The 25,092-nt window shown below is 70.3% G+C and carries 22 protein-coding genes; 13 read left to right on the top strand and 9 right to left on the bottom strand.

The genetic code is table 11. The features are described 5' to 3' along the window. Positions 1–633 precede the first annotated feature (633 nt). From AMIS_RS43120 to AMIS_RS33365, 6 genes are all read right to left on the bottom strand, one after another. Entirely contained in the window at positions 634–825 is a 192-nt protein-coding gene (locus tag AMIS_RS43120; protein ID WP_041830224.1) for a hypothetical protein, read from the bottom strand. A 13-nt stretch (positions 826–838) separates the two neighbouring features. Next, complete coding sequence (locus AMIS_RS43115; protein ID WP_014446879.1) at positions 839–1,039, bottom strand: hypothetical protein; 201 nt, start codon at positions 1,037–1,039, stop codon at positions 839–841. Next, on the bottom strand, positions 1,036–2,667 hold the full coding sequence (locus AMIS_RS33380) for a GMC oxidoreductase (RefSeq protein ID WP_014446878.1): 1,632 nt from the start codon (positions 2,665–2,667) through the stop codon (positions 1,036–1,038). Before AMIS_RS33380 ends, AMIS_RS43115 begins: the two co-directional genes overlap by 4 nt. A 38-nt stretch (positions 2,668–2,705) precedes the next feature. Continuing rightward, the gene (locus tag AMIS_RS33375) at positions 2,706–4,310 is read right to left on the bottom strand and encodes an ArnT family glycosyltransferase (protein WP_014446877.1); all 1,605 of its coding nucleotides are present in this window, start codon (positions 4,308–4,310) and stop codon (positions 2,706–2,708) included. A gap of 23 nt (positions 4,311–4,333) precedes the next feature. Beyond that, on the bottom strand, positions 4,334–4,723 hold the full coding sequence (locus AMIS_RS33370; protein ID WP_014446876.1) for a peptidase associated/transthyretin-like domain-containing protein: 390 nt from the start codon (positions 4,721–4,723) through the stop codon (positions 4,334–4,336). Positions 4,724–4,866: 143 nt separating this feature from the next. Next, entirely contained in the window at positions 4,867–5,769 is a 903-nt protein-coding gene (locus tag AMIS_RS33365; protein ID WP_014446875.1) for a CDP-alcohol phosphatidyltransferase family protein, read from the bottom strand. A gap of 396 nt (positions 5,770–6,165) precedes the next feature. On the opposite strand from AMIS_RS33365, the gene AMIS_RS33360 reads away from it, so the two are divergent. Continuing rightward, complete coding sequence (locus AMIS_RS33360; protein ID WP_014446874.1) at positions 6,166–7,905, top strand: pyruvate dehydrogenase; 1,740 nt, start codon at positions 6,166–6,168, stop codon at positions 7,903–7,905. Here the strand turns inward: AMIS_RS33360 and AMIS_RS33355 are convergent. Beyond that, positions 7,902–8,897, bottom strand: a complete 996-nt coding sequence (locus AMIS_RS33355) for a fatty acid desaturase family protein (RefSeq protein WP_014446873.1) — start codon at positions 8,895–8,897, stop codon at positions 7,902–7,904. The genes AMIS_RS33360 and AMIS_RS33355 overlap by 4 nt on opposite strands. Before the next feature lie 108 nt (positions 8,898–9,005). On the opposite strand from AMIS_RS33355, the gene AMIS_RS33350 reads away from it, so the two are divergent. From AMIS_RS33350 to AMIS_RS33335, 4 genes are all read left to right on the top strand, one after another. Next, positions 9,006–10,286: a sensor histidine kinase gene (locus AMIS_RS33350; RefSeq protein ID WP_014446872.1), complete on the top strand. Its 1,281-nt coding sequence runs from the start codon at positions 9,006–9,008 to the stop codon at positions 10,284–10,286. Continuing rightward, positions 10,238–10,873 carry a response regulator transcription factor gene (locus AMIS_RS33345; protein WP_014446871.1) on the top strand — a complete coding sequence of 212 codons (636 nt, stop codon included), beginning with the start codon at positions 10,238–10,240 and terminating at the stop codon, positions 10,871–10,873. Before AMIS_RS33350 ends, AMIS_RS33345 begins: the two co-directional genes overlap by 49 nt. A gap of 23 nt (positions 10,874–10,896) precedes the next feature. Further along, positions 10,897–11,937 (top strand): WD40/YVTN/BNR-like repeat-containing protein, encoded by a 1,041-nt coding sequence (locus AMIS_RS33340; RefSeq protein WP_041830223.1) that lies wholly within the window; start codon positions 10,897–10,899, stop codon positions 11,935–11,937. A 223-nt stretch (positions 11,938–12,160) separates the two neighbouring features. Further along, positions 12,161–12,727 (top strand): antibiotic biosynthesis monooxygenase, encoded by a 567-nt coding sequence (locus tag AMIS_RS33335; protein ID WP_014446869.1) that lies wholly within the window; start codon positions 12,161–12,163, stop codon positions 12,725–12,727. Here AMIS_RS33335 and AMIS_RS33330 read toward each other — a convergent pair. Continuing rightward, the gene (locus AMIS_RS33330; RefSeq protein WP_014446868.1) at positions 12,724–14,472 is read right to left on the bottom strand and encodes an alpha/beta hydrolase; all 1,749 of its coding nucleotides are present in this window, start codon (positions 14,470–14,472) and stop codon (positions 12,724–12,726) included. The two genes, AMIS_RS33335 and AMIS_RS33330, sit on opposite strands and share 4 nt — an antisense overlap. A 166-nt stretch (positions 14,473–14,638) precedes the next feature. Here AMIS_RS33330 and AMIS_RS41030 point away from each other — a divergent pair, with 166 nt between their 5' ends. Genes AMIS_RS41030 through AMIS_RS45100 form a run of 5 tightly spaced genes read left to right on the top strand, consistent with a single transcriptional unit; the run spans position 14,639 to position 20,634 of the window. After that, positions 14,639–16,432, top strand: a complete 1,794-nt coding sequence (locus AMIS_RS41030; RefSeq protein WP_014446867.1) for a sensor domain-containing diguanylate cyclase — start codon at positions 14,639–14,641, stop codon at positions 16,430–16,432. 53 nt (positions 16,433–16,485) lie between these two features. Next, entirely contained in the window at positions 16,486–18,195 is a 1,710-nt protein-coding gene (locus tag AMIS_RS33320; RefSeq protein ID WP_014446866.1) for an acyl-CoA dehydrogenase, read from the top strand. Between the two features lie 10 nt (positions 18,196–18,205). Next, entirely contained in the window at positions 18,206–19,147 is a 942-nt protein-coding gene (gene ligD / locus AMIS_RS33315; RefSeq protein WP_014446865.1) for a non-homologous end-joining DNA ligase, read from the top strand. A 15-nt stretch (positions 19,148–19,162) separates the two neighbouring features. Then, the gene (locus tag AMIS_RS33310) at positions 19,163–20,545 is read left to right on the top strand and encodes an OFA family MFS transporter (protein ID WP_041831538.1); all 1,383 of its coding nucleotides are present in this window, start codon (positions 19,163–19,165) and stop codon (positions 20,543–20,545) included. Further along, complete coding sequence (locus AMIS_RS45100; RefSeq protein ID WP_451916770.1) at positions 20,542–20,634, top strand: MFS transporter small subunit; 93 nt, start codon at positions 20,542–20,544, stop codon at positions 20,632–20,634. Before AMIS_RS33310 ends, AMIS_RS45100 begins: the two co-directional genes overlap by 4 nt. On the opposite strand, the gene AMIS_RS33305 is transcribed toward AMIS_RS45100, so the two are convergent. Next, complete coding sequence (locus AMIS_RS33305) at positions 20,609–21,640, bottom strand: LacI family DNA-binding transcriptional regulator (protein WP_014446863.1); 1,032 nt, start codon at positions 21,638–21,640, stop codon at positions 20,609–20,611. The two genes, AMIS_RS45100 and AMIS_RS33305, sit on opposite strands and share 26 nt — an antisense overlap. A gap of 305 nt (positions 21,641–21,945) precedes the next feature. On the opposite strand from AMIS_RS33305, the gene AMIS_RS33300 reads away from it, so the two are divergent. The 3 genes from AMIS_RS33300 to AMIS_RS33290 are packed head-to-tail and all read left to right on the top strand — an operon-like array spanning position 21,946 to position 25,075. Then, complete coding sequence (locus tag AMIS_RS33300) at positions 21,946–23,244, top strand: ABC transporter substrate-binding protein (protein WP_014446862.1); 1,299 nt, start codon at positions 21,946–21,948, stop codon at positions 23,242–23,244. Continuing rightward, the gene (locus tag AMIS_RS33295) at positions 23,244–24,203 is read left to right on the top strand and encodes a carbohydrate ABC transporter permease (RefSeq protein WP_014446861.1); all 960 of its coding nucleotides are present in this window, start codon (positions 23,244–23,246) and stop codon (positions 24,201–24,203) included. The genes AMIS_RS33300 and AMIS_RS33295 overlap by 1 nt, the downstream gene beginning before the upstream one ends. Continuing rightward, positions 24,200–25,075 (top strand): carbohydrate ABC transporter permease, encoded by an 876-nt coding sequence (locus tag AMIS_RS33290; protein WP_014446860.1) that lies wholly within the window; start codon positions 24,200–24,202, stop codon positions 25,073–25,075. Before AMIS_RS33295 ends, AMIS_RS33290 begins: the two co-directional genes overlap by 4 nt. Positions 25,076–25,092 lie beyond the last annotated feature (17 nt).

The raw sequence follows: 25,092 nt of genomic DNA, 5'->3' as shown, positions 1-25,092 counted from the left end.
CGTGCGTGAGTGGTTGCGCCCTTCTCCTCTCAGTCCCGCCCGGTCGCGCTCCCCACAACATGGGGAGTCCGGGCATGCCCCGCACCCGGAAAGGCCCACGCGCGCCCGCTCTCCGCAGCGTGTGGAGTTCGGGCGCGGGCGAACCCGTGAGCCACACGCGGGCCCCATGCCGCCTAGTTAAGCGTTGCCGCGTGTCGGCGGCGCCCGGTTCGCGTGATCAAAGCCGCCGGACCGACACTGTGGACCAGCCGGTCCGGCTGGTCCACAGCGCTGCCCGAGCATGCTGCTGGCGACACTGGGAGCCAGCTCGTCTCGCCGGGCTGGTTAACAGTGCTGTCGGGCGTCCGGTTTGTCCGCGCTGAGCGCCAGCCGTCGCCGCCCTTTCCAAGATCCGCGACTCTCCGGGGCCGCGCCCCTGGCCACGCCCTCCGGGTCCGTGCCCCCCCGGGGGCCGCGAACCCCCGGGGGGCACGGAACGCAGCCGAGCAGTGGGGGCGGCCTCCCGCGGAACGCGGCTGGCGACGGGGCGCAGCTGGCAACGGGGCGCAGTCGGCAGTGGAGTGCTTCGCTGGCGGCGGTCGGTGCGCGCAATCCGCTTGAGTGCGGTGTCAGTGGCGCCCGGGGAGACGGTGTTCACGGTGATGCCGCGGGAGCCGACACCCCGTACCCCCACCGCATCTGGCGTGAGACGACGGCTGCGCCGAGCACGCCGGTCACCGCCCGGCCCGCGCCGGTCACCGCCCGGCCCGCGCCGGTCACCGCCCGGCCCGCGCCGGTCACCGCCCGGCCCGCGCCGGTCACCGCCCGGCCCGCGCCGGTCACCACCCGCCCGCGCCGGTCACCACCCGCCCGCGCCGGTCACCGCCCGGCCCGCGCCGGTGATGTCGATGACCAGCGCCGGCATGTTGATCGGCAGCACCCGGTGCCCGATCGGCGCGTCGCTGCGGATCCCACCGTAGGAGAGCAGCCGGGCGTGTGGCCGGCCGGTGACGGTGGAGCACGGCGTGCCGACCGGTTCGAGCGGCAGCGAGTGGATCATCGTGGGTGCAGTCGCAGGGCGGTCGGCGCGTGGGCCGGTACGGCGGGGAAGTGGGGCGGGACCGGGGCGAGCCGGCGGTAACCGCTTCCGGGTGCCGGGCGCGGGTCCTCGTCGCCCTTGTTGGGCCAGAGCGACATCGCCCGTTCCGCCATGGCCGTGATGGTCAGCGAGGGGTTGACCCCGAGGTTCGCCGGCACCGCCGAGCCGTCCACCACGTGCAGCCCGGGGCAACCCCAGACCCGGTGGTACGCGTCGACGACCCCGGACGACGCCGACTCCCCGATCGTGGCCCCGCCGAGGATGTGCGCGGTGAGCGGGATGTTGAAGATGTCTCCCACGGTGCCGCCCGGGTAGCCGCCGATCCGGTCGGCGAGACGGCGGACCGCCTCGTGGCCGACCGGGATCCAGACCGGGTTGGGCTTGCCGTGCCCGAGCGAGGTGGTGAGCCGTCCGCGACGGGTACGCCGTACGGTCAGCGAGTTGTCCACCGACTGCATGACGAGCGCGATGATGGTCCGTTCGCTCCACCGCCGTACCGACAGGGAGTGGGCCAGCACGACCGGGTGCCGCAGCGCCTGGCCGAGGAACCGCAGCGGCCGCGGGATCCGGCCGCCGCCGTCCACGAGCAGGGTGGAGAGCAGGCCCATCGCGTTGCTGCCGGGGCCGTAGCGGACGGGTTCGATGTGGGTGTCGGGGTCGGGGTGGAACGACGACGTGATCGCGATGCCCCGGGAGAAGGGCTCGGCGGGGACGTCCTTGACGGCGGCGCCGAGCAGGGCCTCCGAGTTGGTACGGGTCAGCTCACCCAGCCGATCCGACAGCTGCGGCAGCACCCCGGTGTCTTTCATGGCGTGCAGCAGCCGCTGGGTGCCGAGCGCCCCGGCCGAAAGGATCACCTGATCGGCGGTGAACGTTCCCTTGGTGGTCTCCAGGCGCCAGCCCGGGCGCAGCGAGGTCACCTCGGTGTCCGGGTGCACCACGGCGCCGGACCGTTCGGCCAGGTAGAGGTAGTTGACGTCGAGCCGGTTCTTCGCGCCGACCTTGCAGCCGATCATGCAGTTGCCGCACTCGACGCAGCCGGTGCGGTCCGGGCCGGCGCCCCCGAAGTACGGGTCGGGCACGGTCTTGCCGGGCTCGCCGAAGTAGACGCCGACGGGGGTGCGCCGGAACGTGTGCCCGACGCCCATGTCGTCGGCCACCTGCTTGATCACGACGTCGGAGGGGGTCATGGTGGGCTGCTCGGTGACGCCGAGCATGCGCGACGCCTGGTCGTAGAAGACCGCCAGCTCGTCCGCCCAGTCGGTGATCCCGGACCAGTGCGGGTCGGCGAAGAACGGCGCCGGCGGCCGGTAGAGCGTGTTCGCGTAGACCAGCGAGCCGCCGCCGACGCCCGCCGCGGAGAGCACCATGATGTCCTTGAGCAGCGTGATCCGCTGCATGCCGCGCATGCCGAGGCGTGGGGCCCAGAGGAAGTTGCGCAGGTCCCAGGAGGTCTTGGGCAGTGTCTCCGGGGTGAATCGGCGGCCGGCCTCGAGCACGCCGACCCGGTATCCCTTCTCCGCCAGGCGCAGGGCGCTGACGCTGCCGCCGAAGCCGCTGCCGACGACGACGATGTCGTAATGCGTCATCGCATCACTTAAGCATTACCGGCGAGTAACCGGAAGGGTCAGCGGCGATAGATGGTGATCGAATGGCCGACCTGATCGATCGGGGTGCTCGACTCGATCAGGCGCTTGAGGCGGCCGGTGGCGAGGGCCGCCCGCGAGTCGGAGACGACGAGCAGGCCGCGGACCTGCTGCTCGGGCACGTCAAAGGGGTCGCCGGCCACGATCCCGTAATAGGACGGGACGCCGGCGCCCTTGTAGACGAGCCAGACCTTCTCCTCCGGGTACGCCGTCCGCAGGCGCGCGCTGAGGCGGGGCAGGTCCTGTCCCCAGTCGACGTTCGCGTCATGCAGGTTCTCGTGCGTGTGCGAGGCCCCGCCGAACGCGATATTCGAATAAGGGATGTATGTCGGGAATGTCAGCATAGATCCGGCGGCGACCGTAGCCACCAGCACCCCGGCCCCGATCTTCGCCCAGCGCCATCGCAGCAGCGCCACCGTCCCGGCCGCCACCCCGAGGAAGAGAGGCAGGAAGATCACGTACCGGGTGCCGAAGTTGCGGGCGCCGGTCATCGTGACCAGCAGCAGGACGGCCGAGACCGGCAGCAGATAGAGAGCCGCCGCCCGCAGCCGCGGCAGCGCCAGCATGGTGATCGCCCCGGCCGCCCAGAGCGCCAGCATCCCGAGCGGTGTCTTGATCAGCAGCGCGACGGGCATGTAGTACCACGGCGACCCGCGATACGCCTCACCCAGCAGGAACCCGTTGAACTGGTTGTTCTCGAACCCGAACTGGATCAGCATCCCGTCCCGGTAGGCCTGCGGGAACGGCAGCAGATCCACCGCCAGCCCTTTCAGCCCGCCGGGGTGCGCGAGGTTCGCCGGGGCGGTCCACCGCAGCCGCGGATCGACGGCCAGATAGCAGAGCCAGACCACCGCGGCCGCGAGCACGCCCACCGCGAGCGCCGCGCCACCGGCCAGCAGGATCCGACGGCGCCGATCCGGGCGGTCCGCCTGCGCTTTCCACATGGAGACCCCGGCGAGCACCACCAGCAGGGGTACGGCGGGAAGCACGCTCATCCGGGTGGCCAGTGCCGCGCCCAGTGCCGCCCCCGCGAGAGGGAGATACCGCAGTGGCCGCCGGCGGGCCCGCCACGCCGTCCAGAACGCGACCAGGAGCAGCCCGGCGGCCGGCACGTCCAGGGTGGCCAGCGAGCCGTGCGCGATCAGGTCGGGGGAGAACGCGTACAGGGTGAGGGCGATCAGCCCGCCCACCGGCCCGGCCAGGTCCCGGGCGAACGCCAGCACCACGAGCCCGAACAGCAGCGTCAGTAGGATGATCGGCAGCCGGGCCGCCAGCATCACCCGGAAGGGGTTGTTGCCGTTCTCGTAGAGCAGGTGCCGGCCGAGCCGGGTCTGGTTGCCCTGGAAGGCCGGGTCCAGCTTCGCGCCGGCGAACGCCAGACCGGCCGCCATGACCAGCTTGCCGAGCGGCGGGTGCTCCGGGTTGTAGCGCAGGCTGTGCTGCTGGCGGTAGACCTCGGCGGTGGCGACGTAGACCGGCTCGTCGATGGTGGGGGACTGCTGCACCGCGGTGGTGACCATCGCGAACGCCATCTGCCCGAGCAGCGCGACGACGGCCAGCAGATACAACAGGCGGCGTCGCGGCATCGCGCCAATCTAGCCGCCCGAGTTCAGAGATCCACGGTTCGGGTGGCGACCAGGCCGCGGTTCGGGTCGCCGGTCATCGAGGGGATCTCCAGCGGCCAGCCGCCGGCGAAGCAGGTGTCGGCCGCGAGACTCATCGGGGCGGCATGCCGGCCGTCGCCGGGCAGCACCAGCTGGGCCGCGTGCACCGCCCGGCTGTCCCGGTAGACCTCGAAGTGCATGTGCGGCCAGTGCCCCGCGGACTCGCCCGGGAAAGCGCTGGGGAAGGCCACCCAGCCGGAGGTGTCGCTGGTCTGCTCCCCGCCGGACGCGCGGTCGCAGTGCCACAGGTTCACCCGGTACCCCGGCACGGGCCGTCCGGAGTTCGCGCTCATCAGGCGCAGCTTCACGGTGAGCGGCACGTTCTCCCGGTTCATGGCGGTCCCCTTCGTCAGCCGGCGCGGTCGGCGTCCGGCACGTTTCCGTTCGGCACGGCGCCGGGGCGGTGGATCGCCGGCCGGGTGCAAAACAGGAGCACCCCCGGCCGATGACCGGGGGTGCTCCTGGAAGGCGCTGTGACTCAGACGGTGGTGGGCACGCCCGTCGGGGTGACGCCGGGGGCGGGCATCTCGGCCGGGATCGGCGGCGCCTCGGCCTGTGCCTGCCGTGCCGCGAACGCCGCCTCGGCCGCCGCCAGCTTGGCCGGGTGCTGCTGGCAGGCGCGGAGCAGGCGCAGGATCAGGAACAGCTCGAAGGTGAGCAGTCCCGCGCCGGCCAGGATGGTGACCGGGATGACCAGGCCGAGCAGCGGGCCGACGATGAAGACGAACATCTCGTACTCGATGCCGCTGAACAGGTGCGTGCGGATCCGGTTGCTGCGCAGGGTGTTGCCCACCCGGCGGCGCAGCGACGGCGTGCCGGCCGGCGCGGCGGGCGCCTCCTCGGCGGCGGTCGCGGCAGCCGGGTCCCGCGGCGGCTGGAGAGCTTCGATCTGCTCCCGCATGAACCGGCGGACCTTCGCCATCTGCTGGCCGTTGAGGTACCGGAAGAGGTCGAGGAAGACCGCGACCGACATCATCCAGAGGTACGCGACGTTGTCCGTCTGCACGTACTGCCCGCCGAAGAGGGCGACCGCGCAGAAGAAGACCCGGACCCGGTCGAGCACGAAGTCGAGCCACTGCCCGAAGATCGTGCCGGTCCCGTTCAGCCGGGCGATCTTGCCGTCCATGCAGTCGACGACGAAGCTCAGGTGGAACAGGAGCGCGCCGGCGGCCAGCGCCCAGCGGTCCCCGATGGCGAAGAAGACCATCGCGCCCACGCCGATCACGGTCGCGAACAGGGTAAGAACGTTAGGCGTGATCCACCGGTACGGCGCGACCAGACGCACCAACCGGGACGCCAGCGGGTCGACCAGAAGCACGGTCCACCACGCGTCAACCGGCTTGTAGGTCCGCTCCCGGATCTCCTGCAAGGTCACCTTCACGCGCGGCACTCTAGACCTTAATCCTATGCAAACACCAAATAAAACGCCGGTACCACAAGGGCCATCACCTGCAGTGACGCTGCTTTCGCCCTGCGGTGATCGCCGCCGTGCCGCCGACGGAGTCTGCGGCCGCCGCTGAACAACTCAGGCGCCCGCGCCCACCCGGAAATCGGATGAACCGTATACGTCGTCCGGCCCTCGGGCCGGTCCATAGACTTTACGCCCACCGGCCACAGGAGGCCTCCTTTCCCCCTTGATCAACGAGGGTGCGCCGGTACCCCGTACGGAAGAAAGGGCCGGAGGTTCACGCCCGGAGTGAGACGCACGTCCCGTTCGGGCGGCCCGATGCCGGGGTATCGCAGATCCGCTGGAGGAAACGGGGCGGGAGGCGCGGGGATGTTCGGGACGAAGCAGACGGTTGCGGACCAATTTGTCGAGGTTCTGGTCCAGGCCGGGGTCGAGCGGATCTACGGGATCGTGGGGGACAGCCTGAACTCGCTGAGCGACGCCATCCGGCGCAGCGGGGCGATCGAGTGGGTGCACGTGCACAACGAGGAGGCGGCGGCGTTCGCGGCCTCGGCGGAGGCGCAGCTCACCGGCCGGCTCGCGGTCTGCGCCGGCAGCTGCGGACCGGGCAACACGCACCTGATCCAGGGCGTCTTCGACGCGCACCGCTCGGGCGCGCCGGTTCTCGCGATCGCCTCGCACATCGTCTCCACCGAGATCGGCACCGGCTTCTTCCAGGAGACCGACCCGAAGCAGCTGTTCGGGCAGGCCAGCCACTTCACCGAGCTGGTTTCCTCGCCGGAGCAGATGCCCCGGATGGCCCGGGTGGCGATCCAGGAGGCGGTCGGCAAGCGCGGCGCTGCGGTGCTGGTGATGCCCGGCGATGTGCTCTCCCAGCACGCCGTGAACGAGACCGGCACGGCGCACCGCGCGGCCGGCCCGGTGATCGGCGCGCCGGCGCCCGAGGTGATCGAGGAGCTGGCCGAGCGGATCAACCAGGCCGAGACGGTGGCGATCTTCGGTGGCATCGGCGCGGCGGGCGCCCGCGACGACGTCCTGCAGCTCGCCGACGTGCTTGCCGCGCCGGTCGGGCACACCCTGCGGGGCAAGGAGTCGCTGCAGTACGACAACCCGTTCGACGTCGGCATGTCCGGCCTGCTCGGGTACGGCGCGTGTTACCAGGCCAGCCACGAGGCGGATCTGCTGATCCTGCTCGGCACCGACTTCCCGTACCGTCAGTTCCTGCCCGGCAAGAACACCGTCCAGGTCGACATCGACCCGTCCCGGCTGGGCCGGCGCACCCCGCTCGACCAGGGCGTCGCGGGTGACGTCGGCGCGACGATCCGGGCGTTGCTGCCGAAACTGAACCGCAAGAAGCGGGACTTCCTCGACCGGATGCTGGCGAAGCACAACGAGGAACTGGAGCGGGTGGTCGGCGCGTACACGCACGACGTCGAGCACCTCACGCCGATCCACCCGGAGTACGTCGCCTCGGTGCTCGACGAGGAGGCTGCCTCGGATGCGATCTTCACGGCCGACACCGGCATGTGCTGCAGCTGGATCGCCCGCTACATCACCCCGAACGGGCATCGCCGGCTGCTCGGCTCCTGGGTGCACGGCACCATGGCGAACGCGCTGCCGCAGGCGCTCGGCGCGCAGAAGGTCTTCCCGGAGCGGCAGGTCGTCTCGATGTCCGGCGACGGCGGGCTCGCCATGCTCCTCGGCGAGCTGCTCACCGCGAAACTGCACAACCTGCCGGTCAAGGTCGTGGTCTTCAACAACTCCAGCCTCGGCATGGTCCGCCTGGAGATGCTGGTAGCCGGCGACCCGCCGTTCGAGACCGACCACGCCGCGGTCGATTTCGCGGCCATTGCCCGCGGCGCGGGCATCCTGGGGGTACGGGTCGAGAAGCCGGCCGAACTACGCCGGGCGATGCGGGAATTCCTGGATCACGACGGGCCCGCGGTGCTCGACGTGGTGACCGACCCGAACGCGCTGGAGCTCCCGCCGCACATCACCAAGGAGGAGGCCGCCGGGTTCGCGCTCGCTGTCGGCCGGACCGTGCTGGGCGGTGGGGTGGGCCAGATGCTGCATCTGGCCCGGACCAACCTGCGGAACATCCCCCGCTAGTTCCCGCGCAGGTCCGCCCCGACCTCGTGGAGGTGGCGCAGCGCCTGCGCGTAGGACTCGGTGAGGCTGGTCATCTCGTACGGCACACCGATCTCCGCGCAGTACCGCTGCACCACCGGCTGGGCCTTGCGCAGGTTGGGCGTCGGCATGGCCGGGAACAGGTGGTGCTCGATCTGGTAGTTGAGCCCGCCGAGCGCCGTGTCGACGAGCCACCCGCCACGGACGTTGCGGGAGGTCAGCACCTGCTTGCGGAGGTAGTCCTCGGTGCCGTCCGGGTGTGGCATGCCCTTGTGGTTGGGGGCGAACGTCATGCCCAGGTAGACGCCGAAGACCGCCTGGTGCACCACCAGGAACGCGAGCGCCTGCAGCGGGCTGAGCACCAGCGCCAGGGCCGCGAGGTAGGCGACGATGTGCACGGCCAGCAGCGTGCCCTCCAGGACCGGCCGCTTCACCGTGCCGTTGCGCAGCGCCCGGACGCTGTCCTTCTTCAGCGACAGGCCGAGCAGGGTGAGCAGCGGGAAGAACAGGTACGCCTGGTACTTCGCGATGAGGCCCCGCGCGTTCTCGGCGTTCCAGACCAGCACTCCCGGCCCGACGTCCGGATCCAGGTCGTCGTGGTTCGGGTTGGCGTGGTGCTTGGTGTGCTTGTCCATCCAGTAGCCGTAGGACATGCCGATCGCCAGGTTGCCGGCGATCAGGCCGGCCCGGGCGCTCGGCTTGTTGGTGCGGAACACCTGCCGGTGCGCGAGGTCGTGCGCCACCAGGGCGGTCTGAGCGAACACCACCGCCAGGAAGACGGCCACCGCGAGCGTCCACCACGAGGCGCCGACCAGGAAGAACGCCGTCCAGCCGCCGATCAGGGCGAGGGCCACGCCGGTCAGGCGCGCGGCGTAGTAGGCCGGTCGTCGCCGGAGCAGGCCGGCCGCGTTGATCCGGCGGCTCAGCTCCGCGAAGTCGCTGCCGGTTGCTCGTGTCTCCGCTGTCGTCGTCATGGGTCTCAGCCTCCCGCCCGCGCGCGCGGTGGTCAGGAGTGCCAGACCCCCTGCGGTGGTAGGGCTGGCACTACCGACACGCTGGCGGCCGCGGGCCAGGATGAGGACATGGACTCGCGTGACTGGATACGGGACGGCGTCCGCGCCGTGGCCGGCGGCGTGCTCAGCGTGGCCCTGGCGATCACGAACATCCCGCTCTTCGTGCTGTTCGTGGTCTCCCTGGTGCTCACCCCGGTGCTCGGCATCGGGCTGGTGCTGCTGCCGCTGGTGACCGCGCTGATCCGGCTCCGGGCCCGGCTGTCGCGCCGGCTCGCGGCGACGTTCGGGATGCCGATCGCCCGCCCGTACCGGCCGGCGCCGCCGTCCCGCGGTCTGCTCGTCCGGTACCGGTGGATCATCACCGACCCGGCGACCTGGCGGGACTTCGCCTGGTTGCTGCCGGGCGCGGTGGCCGGGCTGGTGCTGGGGGTGCTCTCGCTCGCCGTGCCGCTCTACGGCGTCGAGGGCATCGTCCTGCTGCCGCTCTGGATCTGGCTCGGCACCGGGGAGTACGGCTACGGCGTGATCTGGCCGATCGAGACGGTCGGCCAGGGCTTCCTGTCCCTGCCGCAGGGCACCGTGATCCTGGCGATCGGGCTGGCGATGGCGCCCTATTTGCGGCGCGCCGACGCCCTCCTGACCCGGCTCTTCCTGGCCCCGACCCGCAACGCCGAGCTGCGCCTGCGGGTCAGCCACCTGACCACGACCCGCGCCGAGAACCTGGACTCGCAGGCCGCCGAGCTGCGCCGGATCGAGCGCGACCTGCACGACGGCGCGCAGGCCCGGCTCGTCTCGCTCGGGATGACCATCGGGCTGGCCGAGGAGATGGTCGAGGCCGATCCGGCGATGGCCCGCAAGCTGCTCGCCGAGGCCCGCGAGACCAGCTCGGACGCCCTGGTCGAGCTGCGGCACCTGGTCCGCGGCATCCACCCGCCGGTGCTCGCCGAGCGGGGCCTGGAAGGCGCGGTCCGGGCGCTGGCGATGGCGCTGCCGATCCCGACGAGCGTCGGCGCGGCGGTGCCCGGCCGGCTCGACACGCCGGTGGAGTCCGCCGCGTACTTCGCGGTCGCCGAGGTGCTGGCGAACGCGGCCCGGCACAGCATGGCGCGCAGCGTCCAGGTGCAGCTCTGGCACAGCGACGGGAAACTGACCATGCGGGTCAGCGACGACGGCCTGGGCGGGGCCGATCCGGCCGGCGGGACCGGCCTGCGGGGTATCGAACGCCGTCTCGCTGCCTTCGATGGCACGATGAGCCTGTCCAGCCCTCCGGGCGGACCGACCGTCGTGACCATGGAGCTGCCGTGCGCGTTGTCATCGCCGAAGATCACGCCCTCCTCCGAGACGGCCTGACCAGGCTGCTGGAGGCGTACGACTTCGAGGTGGTGGCGGCGGTCGACAACGGGCCGTCGCTGCTGCCGGCCCTGGTGGAGCAGAAACCCGACGTGGCGGTGGTGGACGTACGGCTGCCGCCCACCTTCACCGACGAGGGCCTGCAGGCGGCGATCGCGGCCCGGGCGGCGGTGCCCGGCATGCCGGTGCTCGTCCTCTCCCAGCACGTCGAGCCGCTCTACGCCCGTGAGCTGCTGAGCGACCGCAAGGGCGGGGTCGGATACCTGCTCAAGGACCGGGTCTCGCACGTGGCCCAGTTCATCGACGCGGTGCGTCGGGTGGCCGCCGGTGGCACCGCGATGGACCCGGAGGTGGTGGGCCAGCTGCTGGCCCGGCACCAGCCGCTGGCCGCGCTGACCGCGCGCGAGCGGGAGGTGCTCGGGCTGATGGCCGAGGGCCGGTCGAACGGGGCGATCGCCGGGAAGCTGTTCATCGGGGAGAAAGCGGTCAGCAAGCACATCAGCAGCATCTTCACGAAGCTGGGCCTGCCGCCCTCGGACGACGATCACCGCCGGGTGCTGGCGGTGCTGGCGTACCTGAACGTCTGAGCCCGCTCCGGTAGGTTGCGGACATGACATTGCAGCGAAAGTTGTCGATCCCAGCCCTAGCTCTCGTCATGCTCGGCAGCACCGGCTTCACCCCGGGACCGGGCCTCTCCTGGCAGCTCACCGACACCGGGTCGACCGCCCGGTTCCGCGGGCTCGCCCCGGTCAGCTCCACGGTCGCCTGGGCCGCGGGCTCGGCCGGAACCGTGCTGCGGACGATCGACGGCGGCCGGTCCTGGTCCTCGGTGGGCCCGGCGGACGCGGCCGCTCTGCAATTCCGCGACATCGAGGCGTTCGACGCGCGGACCGCCGTCGCCCTCACCATCGGCGCCGGCGAGGAGTCCCGGGTGTACCGGACCTCGGACGGCGGCCGGACCTGGGACGAGTCGTTCCGCAACACCGACCCGGCCGCGTTCTACGACTGCCTCGACTTCTCCGGCCGCAGGCACGGCCTGGCCCTCTCCGACCCGGTCGGCGGGAAGTTCCGGATCCTCGCCACCCGCGACGGCGGCCGCACCTGGCAGGTCCGGCCCACCGGCGGCATGCCGGCCGCGCTGCCCGGCGAGTTCGCCTTCGCCGCCAGCGGGACGTGCCTGGTCACGCAGGGGCACAACGCCTGGTTCGCGACGGGTGGCGGATCGGTCTCGCGGGTCTTCGCCTCCCGGGACGGCGGCCGGAGCTGGAGGGTGAGCGAGACGCCGATCCCGGGAGGCCCGAGCGCCGGCGTCTACGGCCTGGCGTTCCGCGACGGGCGCCACGGGCTCGCGGTCGGCGGCGACTACGTGACCCCGGAGGCCGCTCCGGACGGCGCTGCGGTCAGCCGGGACGGCGGGCGGCGCTGGACAGTGTCCCGCACGGTGCCGGGCGAGTACCGCTCCGGCGTCGCGTGGACCGGGCGCCGGGGTGTCGCGCTGGCGGTCGGGCCCACCGGCAGCGACGTCTCGTTCGACGGCGGGGTCAGCTGGCGGCGCTTCGACGGGGGCAGCTTCGACGCGGTCGCCTGCGCCACCGACGGCTCCTGCTGGGCCTCCGGCGAGGCCGGCCGGATAGCCCGCCTGAAGCGCTGACCCCAGCTCCACACGCAGGCCGGGCCGACCGCCTGCGTGTGGAGTCGCGGCACGGAGCGCGCCCGGATTCCACTCGCGTGGTGGGCTAAGCGCCTGTGTGTGGAGTTGTGGCATAGAGCGCGCCCGAGCTCCCACGCACGGCGAGCGCCAAGCCGGTGTGTGGCACGGCACTGATCGGCGGGATGAAGCGTGCCGGAAACAAGGGCGTACCACACTATGGGATATGCAGTCTCCGCCGCAGCTCGCTGTCACCGTCGCCATCACCCGCCGTGCCGATCCGGCACGGGCCGCCGAGATGGCCGCGTGGGTGCGCGCCGGCGCGTCGCTGGCCGAGACGTTCCCCGGATTCCTCGGCACCGGCTGGGTACGACCCGAGGTCGGCTCCTCCGAGTGGCACATGCTCTACCGCTTCGCCGACGCCGAGGCCCTGCACGACTGGGAGGAGTCCGCGCAGCGCCGCTGGTGGCTCTCCTCGGCCGAGGGCTTCGTCGAGCACACCCGGGTGGAGCGCCGCACCGGGATCGAGGGCTGGTTCGACCCGCCCCGGGAGCTGGCGGTCGACGAGCCGGGCCCGGCGCCGGCCGCGCCGCCGCGATGGAAGCAGGCGGTCACCATCTGGCTCGGGTTCTTCCCGGTGAGCCTGCTCTCCGCGTACCTGCTGGCGCCGCATCTGGGCGCGCTGAACACGGTGCTGAAGACGCTCGTCAGCACGCTGGTCCTGACACCGATCATGACCTACCTCGTGCTGCCCCGGGTGACCCGTCTCCTGCAGCCCTGGCTGAAGCGCTAGCCGAGCAGGGCCCGCAGTCGCAGCGTGTCCGAAACTGACCAGCCCGGCGGCGGGGCCAGCGCGGCCCATCCGTCGACCGTTTCGGACTTGTAGACGTGACCGTGGCCGGTCGGCGCCTTGTTCGCGAAGAGCAGGTCGCACGAGGTCTGCCAGAACGTGACGCCCGGGTACCAGTGCATGGCCGGGGTGACGTCCGGCCCGCGCTCGCCGGTCAGCCACTCCGGCTTCTTCCAGAACAGATCCCAGCTCCACCAGACCACCGGGTCCGTCGCGTTCTGCAGGTAGACCACCTTCGGGCGTTCGGCGGCGGGCGCGCGCAGGGTCGCCGCGTTCTCCGCGAACTCGATCGGCAGGTCCGGGTAGATCGGGTCCCAGACCGGGCTGCCGGCGGCACGCTCCTCGGTCAGCTGCCGGTGCACCGGGTTCGCGAACGTCGGCCCGAGCAGCAGCGCGCCGTCCGAGCCGGCGGCCAGCGCGGCCGCCGAGCCGAACGTCTTCTCCAGGCCGTACGTGCCGAGGCTCTCGCCGAAGAGCAGCAGCTTGGGCCGGGTGGCCTCGGGCATCGCCGCCCACCGGCCGCGCACCGCGTCGATCAGGGCGGTCGCGCTGCCGACCACGTCCGACCGATCGCCCCAGAACGAGATCCAGCTCGGCATGTAGGAGTACTGCATGGAGATCAGGGCGGTGTCCCCGGCGTACATGTACTCCAGGGAGCGGGTCACCTTGCCGTCCACCCAGCCGGTCCCGGTGGGCGTGACGATGGCGATCACCGCGCGGTCGAACGCGCCGGTGCGGTCCATCTCGCGGACCGCCAGCGCGGCCCGCTCCTCGACGGTGTCCGCCGAGGTCAGACCGGCGTAGACGCGGATCGGCTCGCGCGCCGGCCGGCCGGCGAACGCGGTCAGCTCGTCGATGCTCGGCGCGCCGGCGACGAACGCCCGGCCCTGCCGGCCCAGCGAGTCCCAGGCCACCAGCGACCTCGGGCCGCCGGAGCGCAGCGACGACGTCGGCACCATGACCCCGTTGCCGGTGCCGCTGTTGACCACCGCCGCGGACCGGTCGGCCATCGTGACCAGCTGCGCCATCACCAGGCCGTCCAGCGCGCTGTAGCTGAGCAGCGCGACCACGACGGTGCCCGCGCAGTAGGCCGCGCGGTTCGGGACGACCTGCCGGAAGACCAGGGCGAAGCCGTGGGTGGCGAGCCGCAGGCTGCGCGCGACGAGCAGGATCACGGCGAAGGCGAGCAGGCCGACGCCGAGCGTGCGGGCCACGTCGTACTCCTGGGCCTGGGGCATGCCGAGCCGCACGCGAAGCTCGCGCTGCCACCGGGTGCCGAGCCAGAGGAAGAACAGGAACAACAGGGGTACGAGCGAGAACAGCGCCCGCCACGCGAGCCGGACCGTCCGCTCGCTGAACCGCAGCCACACCCGGACCAGCGCGCCGATCGCGGTGCCCAGCGCGTAACCCGTCGCCGCGGTGATGCCGGCGACCACCCCCTGGAGGAACCAGGCGCGGGGGAGCAGCGACGGGGTGAAGGCGAGGCAGAAGAAGACGGCGGCGAACGCGGCGCCGGTGAGGGTGAGGCCGGTCCGGACGATCCGGCGGCCCCGCGGCGCGCCCTGATCCCGTGGCGCGTCCTGAACCGGCGAAGGCGCCCGGCTCTCCGGTGATCGCCGGGGTGCCGGGATCCGGGCACGGAGTGGGGTGAGCCACCCCGGAGGCGGCGCGACCACCTGTCTGCGCATGCGGTGCTCCGTTCATCGACGACGCACTGTTGCCTCCCCATCATCGTGGGTCGATGACCGGAAGCGCCGCCCCCTTTTCCCCGAGTTCTTCCCTGGCGAAGCCCCTAGGTGGGATTCGTTCAGTCCGTGTTCGGTCTGCCGATCAGATGCACCGAGGAGGGACGGAATGCGCCTGCGTAACTGGATCGCGGTGGTGGTCAGCGTGTTGCTGCTGGCTGCCGCCGGAGTGATCGGCTTTCTGGTGAACCGGTCGGCGCTGCGCGCGGCCGACACGGTGCACCGCGCGGACAGCAGCGCGCTCGGCACGAACAACGGCACGCTCACCGGTCAGCTGCAGGTGAACTCGGCCGCCGAGCTCTCCTCGATCCTCGCCGAGCACGCCCTGCACCTGGGCCGGGACAACGCGGCGGACCGGGGGACCCTCGCGGCCGCGGCCGCGAAGAGCACCACCTTCCAGTACGGCCTGCTCACCGCCGACATGGACGGCAACGTCCTCACCTCGAGCCGCAAGTCGGGGCTGCCGGCCGCCACCGATGCCGGCTGGGCGCCGATGAAGGCCCAGCTGACCCAGGGGCAGGCCGGTTTCTCCAGCGTGATGACCGCGAACGGGACGACGCTCGCGGCGGTGGCGGTGCCGATCCAGGTCAACGACTCGGTGATCGGTTACCTGATCGGCCTCAACCAGGTCGCCAAGACGTCGCTGCAGACCTACCTCGTGCGACTCTCCACCCAGGCGCACCGGACCTTCGTGGTGGACAGCGCCGGCGTGGTCGGGGCGTCCAGCGACAGGGCCCTGATCGGCACCCGGATCGACCCTGCGGTCAGCGCCGCGCTGGGTCCGGACGGGGTGCGGTTCGTCGAGTACCGGTCCGGCAAGACCGACATGATCGCGATCGTCTACGGCGGCCTGCCCAGCGGCTGGTCCTACGTGCGTACGCAGACCAAGTCCTCGTTCGACGGTGTGGTGCACGCCCGCAGCCAGACCCTGAACCTGACCCTGCTCGCGATGCTGCTGATCGGGGTGGCCGGCATCTCGGTGCTCGGCTACCGCACCCAGGTCCAGCGGCGTCGCGCCGACGAGCGGTTCCAGGCGCTGATCCAGCACGCGCCGGACCTGGTGTCGGTGCTCGACGGCCGGGGCCGGATCGTGTTCAGCAGCCCGAGCTCGCAGGCCGTCCTCGGCTTCAAGACCGGCGCGCTGATCGGGCACAGCGTCTTCGAGCTGATGCATCCGGATGACGAGCCGGAGATGCGTGAGCGGCTCAGCCGGCTGCTCGACGAGCCGAACGGCGCGATCAGCCTGCAGTGCCGGATCCGCTCGGCCGGCGGCGAGTACCGCTGGTTCGACTTCACCGCCTCGAACCAGCTGCACAACCCGTCGCTGGACGGCGTCGTGATCAACGCGCGGGACGTGTCCGAGACCAAGGCGTTCCACGAGCGGCTGGCGCACGAGGCGCAGCACGACCCGCTCACCGGCCTGCCGAACCGCCGGCGGATGCAGGACGCGCTGGGCTCGTCGCTGTCGGATGCCCCGGTCGCCGTGCTCTTCGTGGACCTGGACGGATTCAAGCCGGTCAACGACGCGTACGGGCACGAGGTCGGCGACGAGCTGCTGCGTCAGGTGGCGGACCGGCTCACCGCGTGTGTCCGGGAGACCGACGTGCTCTCCCGGGTGGGCGGCGACGAGTTCGTGGTCCTGATGCCCGGCGTGCTGTCGGAGAAGGACGCCGCGACGATGAGCGGCCGGATCCGGTACGTCCTGGAGCTGCCGTTCCGGATCGCCGGGCAGGAGATCCGGATCGGCGCGAGCATCGGCGTGCACCTCGCGCCGGCGGCCGAGAACCCGGATGCCGCGCTGCGCGCCGCGGACCACGCCATGTACGCGATCAAGCACGCCGGCGGCAGTCGCCGGACGGGCGGCGAGCGCGGCCGGTCGGGCAGGCACCGCGCGTCGGACTGAACTTAGTGCACACTGTGTGCAAGGAGTTTTTCCGACGAACGGTGGTGGCTGCGGTGTCCAAGGTGCTCTCCCAGCGAGATCTCGCGTTCCTGCTCTACGAATGGCTCGATGTGGAGTCGCTGACCGCCCGGGAGCGGTTCGCCGACCACTCCCGGGAGACGTTCGACGCGTTCCTGGAGGTCTCGCAGCGGATCGCCGAGCGCGACTTCGCGCCGCACAACCGCAAGAACGACCTCAACGAGCCGACGTTCGACGGCGAGCGGGTGGAGATCATCCCGGAGGTGGCGAAGGCGCTCAAGGTCTTCGCCGAGTCCGGGCTGATCGCCGGGACCGTGGACGCCGAGCACGGCGGGTTGCAACTGCCGCTCGTGGTGCAGCGGGCCTGCTTCCTCTGGTTCCAGGCCGCCAACACCGGCACGTCCGCCTACGCGATGCTGACCTCGGCGAACGCGCATCTGCTGCTCACCCACGGCACCGAGGAACAGATCGCCCGGTTCGTCCAGCCGATGATCGAGGGCCGGTTCACCGGCACCATGTGTCTCTCCGAGCCGCAGGCCGGCTCGTCGCTCAGCGACGTGACGACGAGGGCCGTGAAGTCCGGCGACGCCTACCGGGTCACCGGCAGCAAGATGTGGATCTCCGGCGGCGACCACGAGCTCAGCGAGAACATCATCCACCTGGTGCTGGCCCGGGTCGCGGGCGCGCCGCCCGGTGTCAAGGGCCTGTCGCTCTTCATCGTGCCGAAGAAGGACCTGGACACCGGCGAGCGCAACGGCGTCACCCTGGCCGGGCTGAACCACAAGATGGGGTACCGCGGGACCACCAACACGGTGCTCGCCTTCGACGACGCGACCGGGTACCTGGTGGGCGAGGAGGGCCGCGGCCTCCAGTACATGTTCCACATGATGAACGAGGCGCGGATCGGCGTCGGGGCCGGCGCGGTCGCCCTCGGTTACACCGGGTACCTGCACGCGCTCGACTACGCCAAGGAGCGCACCCAGGGCCGGCCGGTCGCCGGCAAGGACCCCGCGGCCCCTCCGGTGCCGATCATTCAACATCCCGATGTACGGCGGATGCTGCTCGCCTCCAAGTCGTACGTCGAGGGGGGTCTGGCTCTGATCCTCTACGCCGCGAAGCTGGTCGACGAGTCGTCGCCGGAGAACGACCTGCTCCTGGACGTGCTCACCCCGATCGTCAAGGCGTGGCCGTCGCAGTGGTGCCGGCTCGCCGACGACCACGCCATCCAGATCCACGGCGGGTACGGCTACACCCGCGAGTACCCGGTGGAGCAGTTCTACCGGGACAACCGGCTCAACTCGATCCACGAGGGCACCGACGGGATCCAGGCTCTCGACCTGCTGGGCCGCAAGGTGACCATGAAGGGCGGGGCGGGACTGGGCCTGCTGCTGGACCGGATCCGGGAGACTGCCTCGGACGTACCCGATGATCTTGGAAAGCCGGTGGCGGAGGCGGCGGATCGCCTGGCACGGACCACAGCGAAGCTGTGGGCCTCGGGGGACGCGGAGCGGGCGCTGGTGAACGCCACGGCGTATCTCGACGCCGCCGGGCATCTGGTGATCGCCTGGATCTGGCTGGAGCAGTGGCGTGCCGCGGACGGCAAGGAAGGCGACTTCTACGAGGGCAAACGCCTGGCCGCGCGGTATTTCGTGACCCACGAGCTGCCCCGGATCGCGCCGATGCTGGACCTGCTCGACACGGGCGACACCCTTCTTCTGGACATGAAAGAGGCGTGGCTCGGCTAGGTTTCATGGCATGGCCGCGAAAGCCACTGTCATCGAAGCCGGCGACTACGACGTCCGCGTCTCCAACCCGGACCGGATCTACTTCCCGGAGCTCGGCGCCACCAAGCTCGACCTGGTCGAGTACTACCTGGCGGTGAGCGACGGGATCGTCCGGGCGCTCCGCGAGCGACCCTGCATGCTGCACCGCTTCCCGGACGGCCTGTCCGGGGAGAAGGTGCACCAGAAACGCGTGCCGAACGGCGCACCGCCCTGGCTGGAGACGGTCCGGGTGAAGTTCCCGCGCTACAACCGGCACGCCGACGAGCTCTGCGTGACCAAGCCGGCCGACGTGATCTGGGCCGTGCAGATGTCCACCGTGGAGTTCCATCCGTGGAACTCCCGGCGGGCGGACACCGAGAGACCGGACGAGTGGCGGATCGATCTGGACCCGATGCCGGACTGCCCGTTCGACACGGTCCGCACGGTGGCCGGCGTGGTCCACGAGGTGCTCGACGAGCTGGGGATCACCGGGTACCCGAAGACGTCCGGCGGCAAGGGACTGCACGTCTACGTCCGGATCGAGCCGCGCTGGGGCTTCTCCGAGGTGCGCCGGGCCGCCCTCGCGTTCGCCCGCGCGGTGGAGAAACGGGCGCCGGACGACGTGACCACCACCTGGTGGCGCAAGGACCGGGACCCGAAGTCGCTCTTCATCGACTACAACCAGAACGCGCGGGACCACACCATCGCCAGCGCGTACTCGGTGCGTGGTGTCCCGTCGGCGACCGTCTCCACCCCGGTGCGCTGGGACGAGATCCCGGACGTGGAGCCGCGGGACCTGACGATCCGGACCGTGCCGGCCCGGTTCGCCGAGCTGGGTGATCTCCACGCCACGATCGACGATCAGGCGTTTTCCCTGGACACGCTGCTGGAGTGGGCCGATCAGGAAGGTTTATCGACTGATGACGATGGGTAGGGCGCTGCGATGGCCCTGCTCTCCGCGCTAGACCGCGAGCACACCGTTGCTCCGCCGGGATACAGCCGCTGGCTCATCCCGCCCGCCGCGCTCTCGGTTCACCTGTGCATCGGCCAGGTGTACGCCACAAGCGTCTACAAGAACTCCCTGGTCCAGCACTTCGACACCAGCCAGACCGCGGTCGGCGTCATCTTCAGCATCGCGATCGTGATGCTGGGCCTCTCGGCCGCGGTCGGCGGAACCTGGGTGGAGGCGAACGGGCCGCGCAAGGCGATGTTCGTCTCCGCCGCGTTCTGGGCGTCCGGCTTCCTGATCGGCGCGCTCGGCATCGCCACCACCCAGCTCTGGCTGCTCTATCTGGGGTACGGCGTGCTCGGCGGGATCGGGCTCGGCATCGGGTACATCTCGCCGGTCTCCACGCTGATCAAGTGGTTCCCGGACCGGCCCGGCCTCGCCACCGGCCTGGCCATCATGGGGTTCGGCGGCGGGGCGCTGATCGCCGGGCCGCTCTCCCGGCAGCTCATGTCGTTCTACGACAGCGGGTACGACCCGAATGTCGCGACCTCGGTGGCCGACGGCAGCGCGCTGACCGCGCTCTTTCTCACCCTGGGCATCGGCTACTTCGTGATCATGATGTTCGGGGTGGTCAACATCCGGGTGCCCCGGGACGGGTGGCAGCCGGAGGGCTGGGACCCCGCTTCGGTACGGGAGAAGCCGCTGGTCACCACCGCGCAGGTCTCCGCCGCGAACGCGATCCGCACCCGTGCCTTCTGGCTGCTCTGGATCGTGCTGTTCTGCAACGTCACGGCCGGCATCGGGATCCTGGAGCAGGCCAGCCCGATGATCCAGGACTTCTTCCGGGACGGCGGCACGTCGAGCGTCGCGGTCTCCGCGGCGGCCGGTTTCGTCGGCGTGCTGTCGCTGTTCAACATGGCCGGCCGGTTCGCCTGGTCGTCGACCTCCGACCTGATCGGCCGCAAGCCCATCTACATGCTCTACCTCGGTGGCGGCATCGTGCTCTACGCGCTGCTGGCCCTGGTGGGGCCGGCCGCGACGCCGCTGTTCGTGCTGCTGGCCGGGCTGATCCTGTCGTTCTACGGCGGCGGGTTCGCCACTGTTCCGGCGTATCTGCGGGACCTGTTCGGGACGTACCAGGTGGGTGCGATCCATGGCCGGCTGCTGACCGCCTGGTCCGCGGCCGGGGTGGCCGGACCGCTGATCATCAACGGGTTCCTGGACGCGCAGGGCAAGCCGGGGACGCTGACGGCGGACGCCTACCGGCCGGCGCTGTTCACCATGGTCGCGCTGCTCGCCGTCGGTTTCGTCGCGAACCTGCTGGTGCGACCGGTCCCCTCGAAGTACCACGAGGAAGCCCGTGAGGAGGTGAAGACGGCATGAGGCTCTTCTTCTCCTGGGCGCTCGTCTCCGTCCTGCTCGGTTACGGGATCGTCCAGACCGCGATCACTGCCGCGAAATTGTTCCAGTAGTGCTCTCCCGCACGATCAGCTTGTGCGGGGCCCGCAGTTCCAGACCGGGTGGTGGGGTGCTGCTGCCGATCCGCAGCAGCAGGCGCTCCACCGCCGTGGTCGCGATCCACTCCTTGTCCGGCGAGATCGTGGTGACGGTGGGGTTCGAGTACCGGCCGTCCTCGATGTCGTCGTACCCGATCACCGCGACGTCCTCGGGCACCCGCAGGCCGCGCGCGAGGATCGCGTGGATGGCGCCGAGCGCGACCAGGTCGCTGTAGCAGAAGACCGCGTCCGGCGGGTTCTCCCCATCGAGCAGGTGGGCCATGGCGCGGGCGCCGTCCGGCCGGTTGAACCGGGGCGTGCCGATGATCAGATCCTCGTGCACCGGGCGGCCGCGGCCCTCGTGGGCCTGGCGGAACCCGCGGGTGCGCAGTTGCGCCGCCTCACCCGTGGCGTAGGGCTGGTCGCCTATCGCCGCGACCCGGCGCCGGCCCAGGTCGAGCAGATGCTCGGTGGCCTGCCGGGAGGCCGCCACGTCGTCGATGCCGATGTGGTCGAACGTGCCGTCGCTGGTCCGCTCGCCCAGGATGACGAGCGGCAGGGCCGGGTCCCGGTCGGCGAGGGCCTGCTGGTCGAGGCCGAGCGGACTGAAGATGACCCCGTCGAAGAGGAGCCGCCGGGAGCCGTGGGCGATGAAGCCGCGCTCGTGTTCCGGGTCGCCGTCGGTCTGGTCGATCAAAACGTTATAGCCGCTGATCCGGGCTGCCCGGATGACGCTCTGCAACAACTCGGCGAAATAGGGCGTATCCAGATAGGGCACGACCACCGCTATCTGGCCGGATCGGCCCTGCGCCAGGTTGCGCGCGAGCACGTTCGGTCGGTATCCGAGTTCGTCCACCGCGCGTTGGACGCGCTCTTTGGTACGCGCAGTGACATTGGCGTAGCCATTGACCACGTTGGAGACGGTTCGGCTCGATACGCCGGCCAGCTCCGCGACGTCACGCAGAGTGACTTCTCGACGCATTGTGCCCCCCTCTGCCCGCCTCAAGTTTCCGGCAGGTTACCCCTTGCCGTCGATAAGGCGTCCGTGCATGCTGTCTTTTGCAGCGCTGCAAAAGCGTAGCAAGAAAACTACATCGGACTTCAGAAACTCTTCTGGCGTGCGAAGTTCGGCCTAATGGCCGACCCCCGGTGTGCCAGCACCGGAGGCCGGCTCTCTGAGCCCTGAACGGGCTCAGAACTGATCAACTGGACACACGTCTACTTGTCTGTGAGGACCCAGTGAACCTCAGTAAACTTAGCGCACAGCGTGTCACGCGGCGATCGGTTGTGGCGGCGGTCGCTGCCGCGTCCCTGGCGCTGACCGGGTGCGGCAGCGGCGACGAGGCCACCACGACGGAGAAGCCGACCGGCCCGGTGACCATCAAGGTGTGGGCCTGGTACCCCGAGTTCCAGGGCGTCGTCGACCTGTTCAACAAGACCCACAGCGACATCAAGATCGAGTGGACGAACGCCGGTGCGGGGCAGGACCAGTACACCAAGCTGCAGACCGCGCTGAAGGCAGGCAAGGGCGCGCCCGACGTGGCGATGCTCGAGCTGCAGGAGATCCCCACCTTCCAGCTCACCAAGCACCTCGTCGACCTGGGCAAGTACGGTGCGAACGACGTCAAGGGCGACTACGTCGAATGGGCCTGGAAGCAGGTCAGCACCGGTGACTCGGTCTACGCCATCCCGGTCGACGCCGGTCCGATGGCGCTGCTCTACCGCGAGGACCTCTTCAAGCAGTACGGCTTGACCGTCCCGACCACCTGGGACGAGTACAAGCAGCAGGCCGAGAAGCTGAAGGCCGCCTCCGGCGGCAAGGCCTTCATGACCGACTTCGGCGCCAACGACGGCGGGTTCCTGACCGGTCTCATGTGGCAGGCGGGCGCGAAGCCGTACGCCTACGACATCGCGGACCCGTCGAAGATCGGCGTGAACGTCAACAGCCCCGAGGCCAAGAAGGTCGTCGAGTACTGGGAGGGCATGGTCAACGGCGGTCTCGCCGACACCAAGGCCTACGGCACCACCGACTTCTACAACGGCCTCGGTTCCGGCAAGTACGTCACCTACATCTCGGCCGGCTGGGGTCCCGGTTACCTGCAGAGCATCGCCGAGAAGACCAAGGGCAAGTGGAAGGCCGTCCCGCTGCCGCAGTGGACCGCCGGCGCCAACGCCCAGGGTGACTGGGGCGGCTCCTCGTTCGCGGTGACCGACCAGGCCAAGTACCCGGACATCGCCGCCAAGGTCGCGATGGAGCTCTTCGGCGCGAAGAACACCGACGCCTGGAAGATCGGCATCGACAAGGCGTACCTCTTCCCGACCGCCACCCCGATCCTGGAGTCGGACGCGTTCATGAAGAAGGAGTACGAGTTCTTCGGCGGCCAGAAGGTCAACGAGGTCTTCGTCCCGGCGTACAACGCGATCGGTGAGTTCGCCTGGAGCCCGTTCAACAGCTACAACTTCAACCAGATCACCACCGGTCTGAACCAGGCGATCGAGAAGAAGACCCCCTGGTCGGCCGCGCTGGACACGGCGCAGGAGAACATCAAGACCTACGCCACCCAGCAGGGCTTCAAGGTCCAGTAATGACTGAGGTCCGTAACGAGCCCGCGGCCGCTCCGGCGGCTGCGGGTCTCCCGCCCCGATCCGGCGCCCGGTCGACGGCCGGCGGCGGCAGGAAGCGGAAGTGGAATCTCCGCGAGGCCGCCACGGGCTGGCTGTTCGTCCTGCCGTTCGCGGTGTTGCTGGTCGCCTTCCTGCTGCTGCCGATGGCGTACGCGTTCAAGATCAGCCTGTACCGCTCCACCCTCGTCGAGGGTGAGGTCTTCGCCTACTTCGACAACTACAAGCAGGCGTTCGACGACCCGCTGGTGCGCGAGGGCGTGGTCCGGGTCCTGATCTTCGGGTTGATCCAGACTCCGCTGATGATCGGGATCGCGCTGCTCGCGGCGTTGCTGATCGACGCCGCCACCTCGCGGTTCTCCCGCTTCTTCCGGCTCGCGGCGTTCGTCCCGTACGCCGTGCCGGTGGTGATCGGCACGCTGATGTGGGGCTTCCTCTACAGCGAGAACGTCGGCCCGCTCAGTGGCCTGGTGAACGTCGACTTCCTGTCCGGAAGCACGGTGCTGGCGTCGCTCGGCAACATCGTCACGTGGCAGTGGGCCGGTTACAACATGATCGTCCTGTACGCCGCCCTGCAGGGCCTGCCCCGGGAGATCTACGAGTCCGCCAAGATGGACGGCGCGGGCCAGGTGCAGATCGCGCTCCGGATCAAGACGCCGATGATCTCGTCGGCCCTGGTGCTGGCCACCCTCTTCACGATCATGGGCACGCTCCAGTTCTTCACCGAGCCGCTGATCCTCCAGCCGCTCAACCCCGGGGCGATCACCCAGCACTACACGCCCAACCTGTACGCCTTCAACCAGGCGTTCTCGTTCCAGCAGTACAACTACTCGGCGGCGATCTCGTTCCTGCTCGGCGCGGTGGTCTTCGTCGGGTCGTACATCTTCCTCTTCGCCACTCGGAAACGGAGCGCGCTGCGATGAGCACAGAGACGCAGGCACGCCGCGCCGGGAGGGTGACCGGAGGCAGCCTCGCCGCCCACATCCTGATGGGACTCCTGGCGCTCTACTTCCTGCTGCCCTTCTGGTGGCTGGTGGTGGCCGCGACCAAGAGCAACGACGGCCTCTTTCAATCGGCGCCGCTGTGGTTCTCCGACTTCCAGCTGATCGAGAACCTCAAGCTGGTCTTCACCCACGAGAACGGCATCTACCTCACCTGGCTGCGCAACTCGGCGTTCTACGCCGTGGTCAGCGGCATCGGCGCGACCGTGATCTCGGCGCTGGCCGGTTACGCCTTCGCCAAGCTGCGTTTCCCGGGGCGCGGAGCCCTCTTCGCGCTGCTCCTCGGCCTGATCATGGTGCCGGCGACGGCTCTGGTGCTGCCGACGTACCTGCTGCTGGCGCAGGTGGACCTGGTCGACACGATCTGGGCGGTGATCCTGCCGTCGCTGCTGAACCCGTTCGGCGTGTACCTGCTGCGGGTCTACGTGCACGACTCGATCCCCGACGAGATGCTGGAGGCGGCCCGGATCGACGGCGCCGGCGAGTTCCGGGTCTTCACCAGCGTCGCCCTGCCCGCGATGCGGCCCGCCCTCGTCACCGTCCTGTTGTTCACCATGGTCGCCTCCTGGAACAACTTCTTCCTGCCCCTGGTGATGCTGAGCGACAACCAGCTCTATCCGCTCACCGTCGGCCTGCGTACCTGGTACATGTCCGCGACCCTCGGCAACGGCGGCGCGGCCCTCTTCAATGTGATCGTGGTCGGGTCCCTGGTGGCCATCATCCCCCTGATCACGGCCTTCCTGATGTTGCAGAGGCACTGGCGCGGTGGCCTGACCATCGGCGCCGTCAAGTAGCCCGCGGCATCTCTTCT

The sequence above is a fragment of the Actinoplanes missouriensis 431 genome, assembly GCF_000284295.1.
GTDB lineage: Bacteria > Actinomycetota > Actinomycetes > Mycobacteriales > Micromonosporaceae > Actinoplanes > Actinoplanes missouriensis.
This window is presented reverse-complemented; position numbering and strand designations above follow the sequence as displayed.

What these genes read in the sequence shown, in the direction of transcription:
- AMIS_RS43115 (WP_014446879.1), bottom strand. Translation starts at nt 1,039, where the DNA reads ATGATCCACTCGCTGCCGCTCGAACCGGTCGGCACGCCGTGCTCCACC.
- AMIS_RS33380 (WP_014446878.1), bottom strand. Translation starts at nt 2,667, where the DNA reads ATGACGCATTACGACATCGTCGTCGTCGGCAGCGGCTTCGGCGGCAGC.
- AMIS_RS33375 (WP_014446877.1), bottom strand. Translation starts at nt 4,310, where the DNA reads ATGCCGCGACGCCGCCTGTTGTATCTGCTGGCCGTCGTCGCGCTGCTC.
- AMIS_RS33370 (WP_014446876.1), bottom strand. Translation starts at nt 4,723, where the DNA reads ATGAACCGGGAGAACGTGCCGCTCACCGTGAAGCTGCGCCTGATGAGC.
- AMIS_RS33360 (WP_014446874.1), top strand. Translation starts at nt 6,166, where the DNA reads ATGTTCGGGACGAAGCAGACGGTTGCGGACCAATTTGTCGAGGTTCTG.
- AMIS_RS33355 (WP_014446873.1), bottom strand. Translation starts at nt 8,897, where the DNA reads ATGACGACGACAGCGGAGACACGAGCAACCGGCAGCGACTTCGCGGAG.
- AMIS_RS33350 (WP_014446872.1), top strand. Translation starts at nt 9,006, where the DNA reads ATGGACTCGCGTGACTGGATACGGGACGGCGTCCGCGCCGTGGCCGGC.
- AMIS_RS33340 (WP_041830223.1), top strand. Translation starts at nt 10,897, where the DNA reads ATGACATTGCAGCGAAAGTTGTCGATCCCAGCCCTAGCTCTCGTCATG.
- AMIS_RS33335 (WP_014446869.1), top strand. Translation starts at nt 12,161, where the DNA reads ATGCAGTCTCCGCCGCAGCTCGCTGTCACCGTCGCCATCACCCGCCGT.
- AMIS_RS33330 (WP_014446868.1), bottom strand. Translation starts at nt 14,472, where the DNA reads ATGCGCAGACAGGTGGTCGCGCCGCCTCCGGGGTGGCTCACCCCACTC.
- AMIS_RS41030 (WP_014446867.1), top strand. Translation starts at nt 14,639, where the DNA reads ATGCGCCTGCGTAACTGGATCGCGGTGGTGGTCAGCGTGTTGCTGCTG.
- ligD (WP_014446865.1), top strand. Translation starts at nt 18,206, where the DNA reads ATGGCCGCGAAAGCCACTGTCATCGAAGCCGGCGACTACGACGTCCGC.
- AMIS_RS45100 (WP_451916770.1), top strand. Translation starts at nt 20,542, where the DNA reads ATGAGGCTCTTCTTCTCCTGGGCGCTCGTCTCCGTCCTGCTCGGTTAC.
- AMIS_RS33305 (WP_014446863.1), bottom strand. Translation starts at nt 21,640, where the DNA reads ATGCGTCGAGAAGTCACTCTGCGTGACGTCGCGGAGCTGGCCGGCGTA.
- AMIS_RS33295 (WP_014446861.1), top strand. Translation starts at nt 23,244, where the DNA reads ATGACTGAGGTCCGTAACGAGCCCGCGGCCGCTCCGGCGGCTGCGGGT.
- AMIS_RS33290 (WP_014446860.1), top strand. Translation starts at nt 24,200, where the DNA reads ATGAGCACAGAGACGCAGGCACGCCGCGCCGGGAGGGTGACCGGAGGC.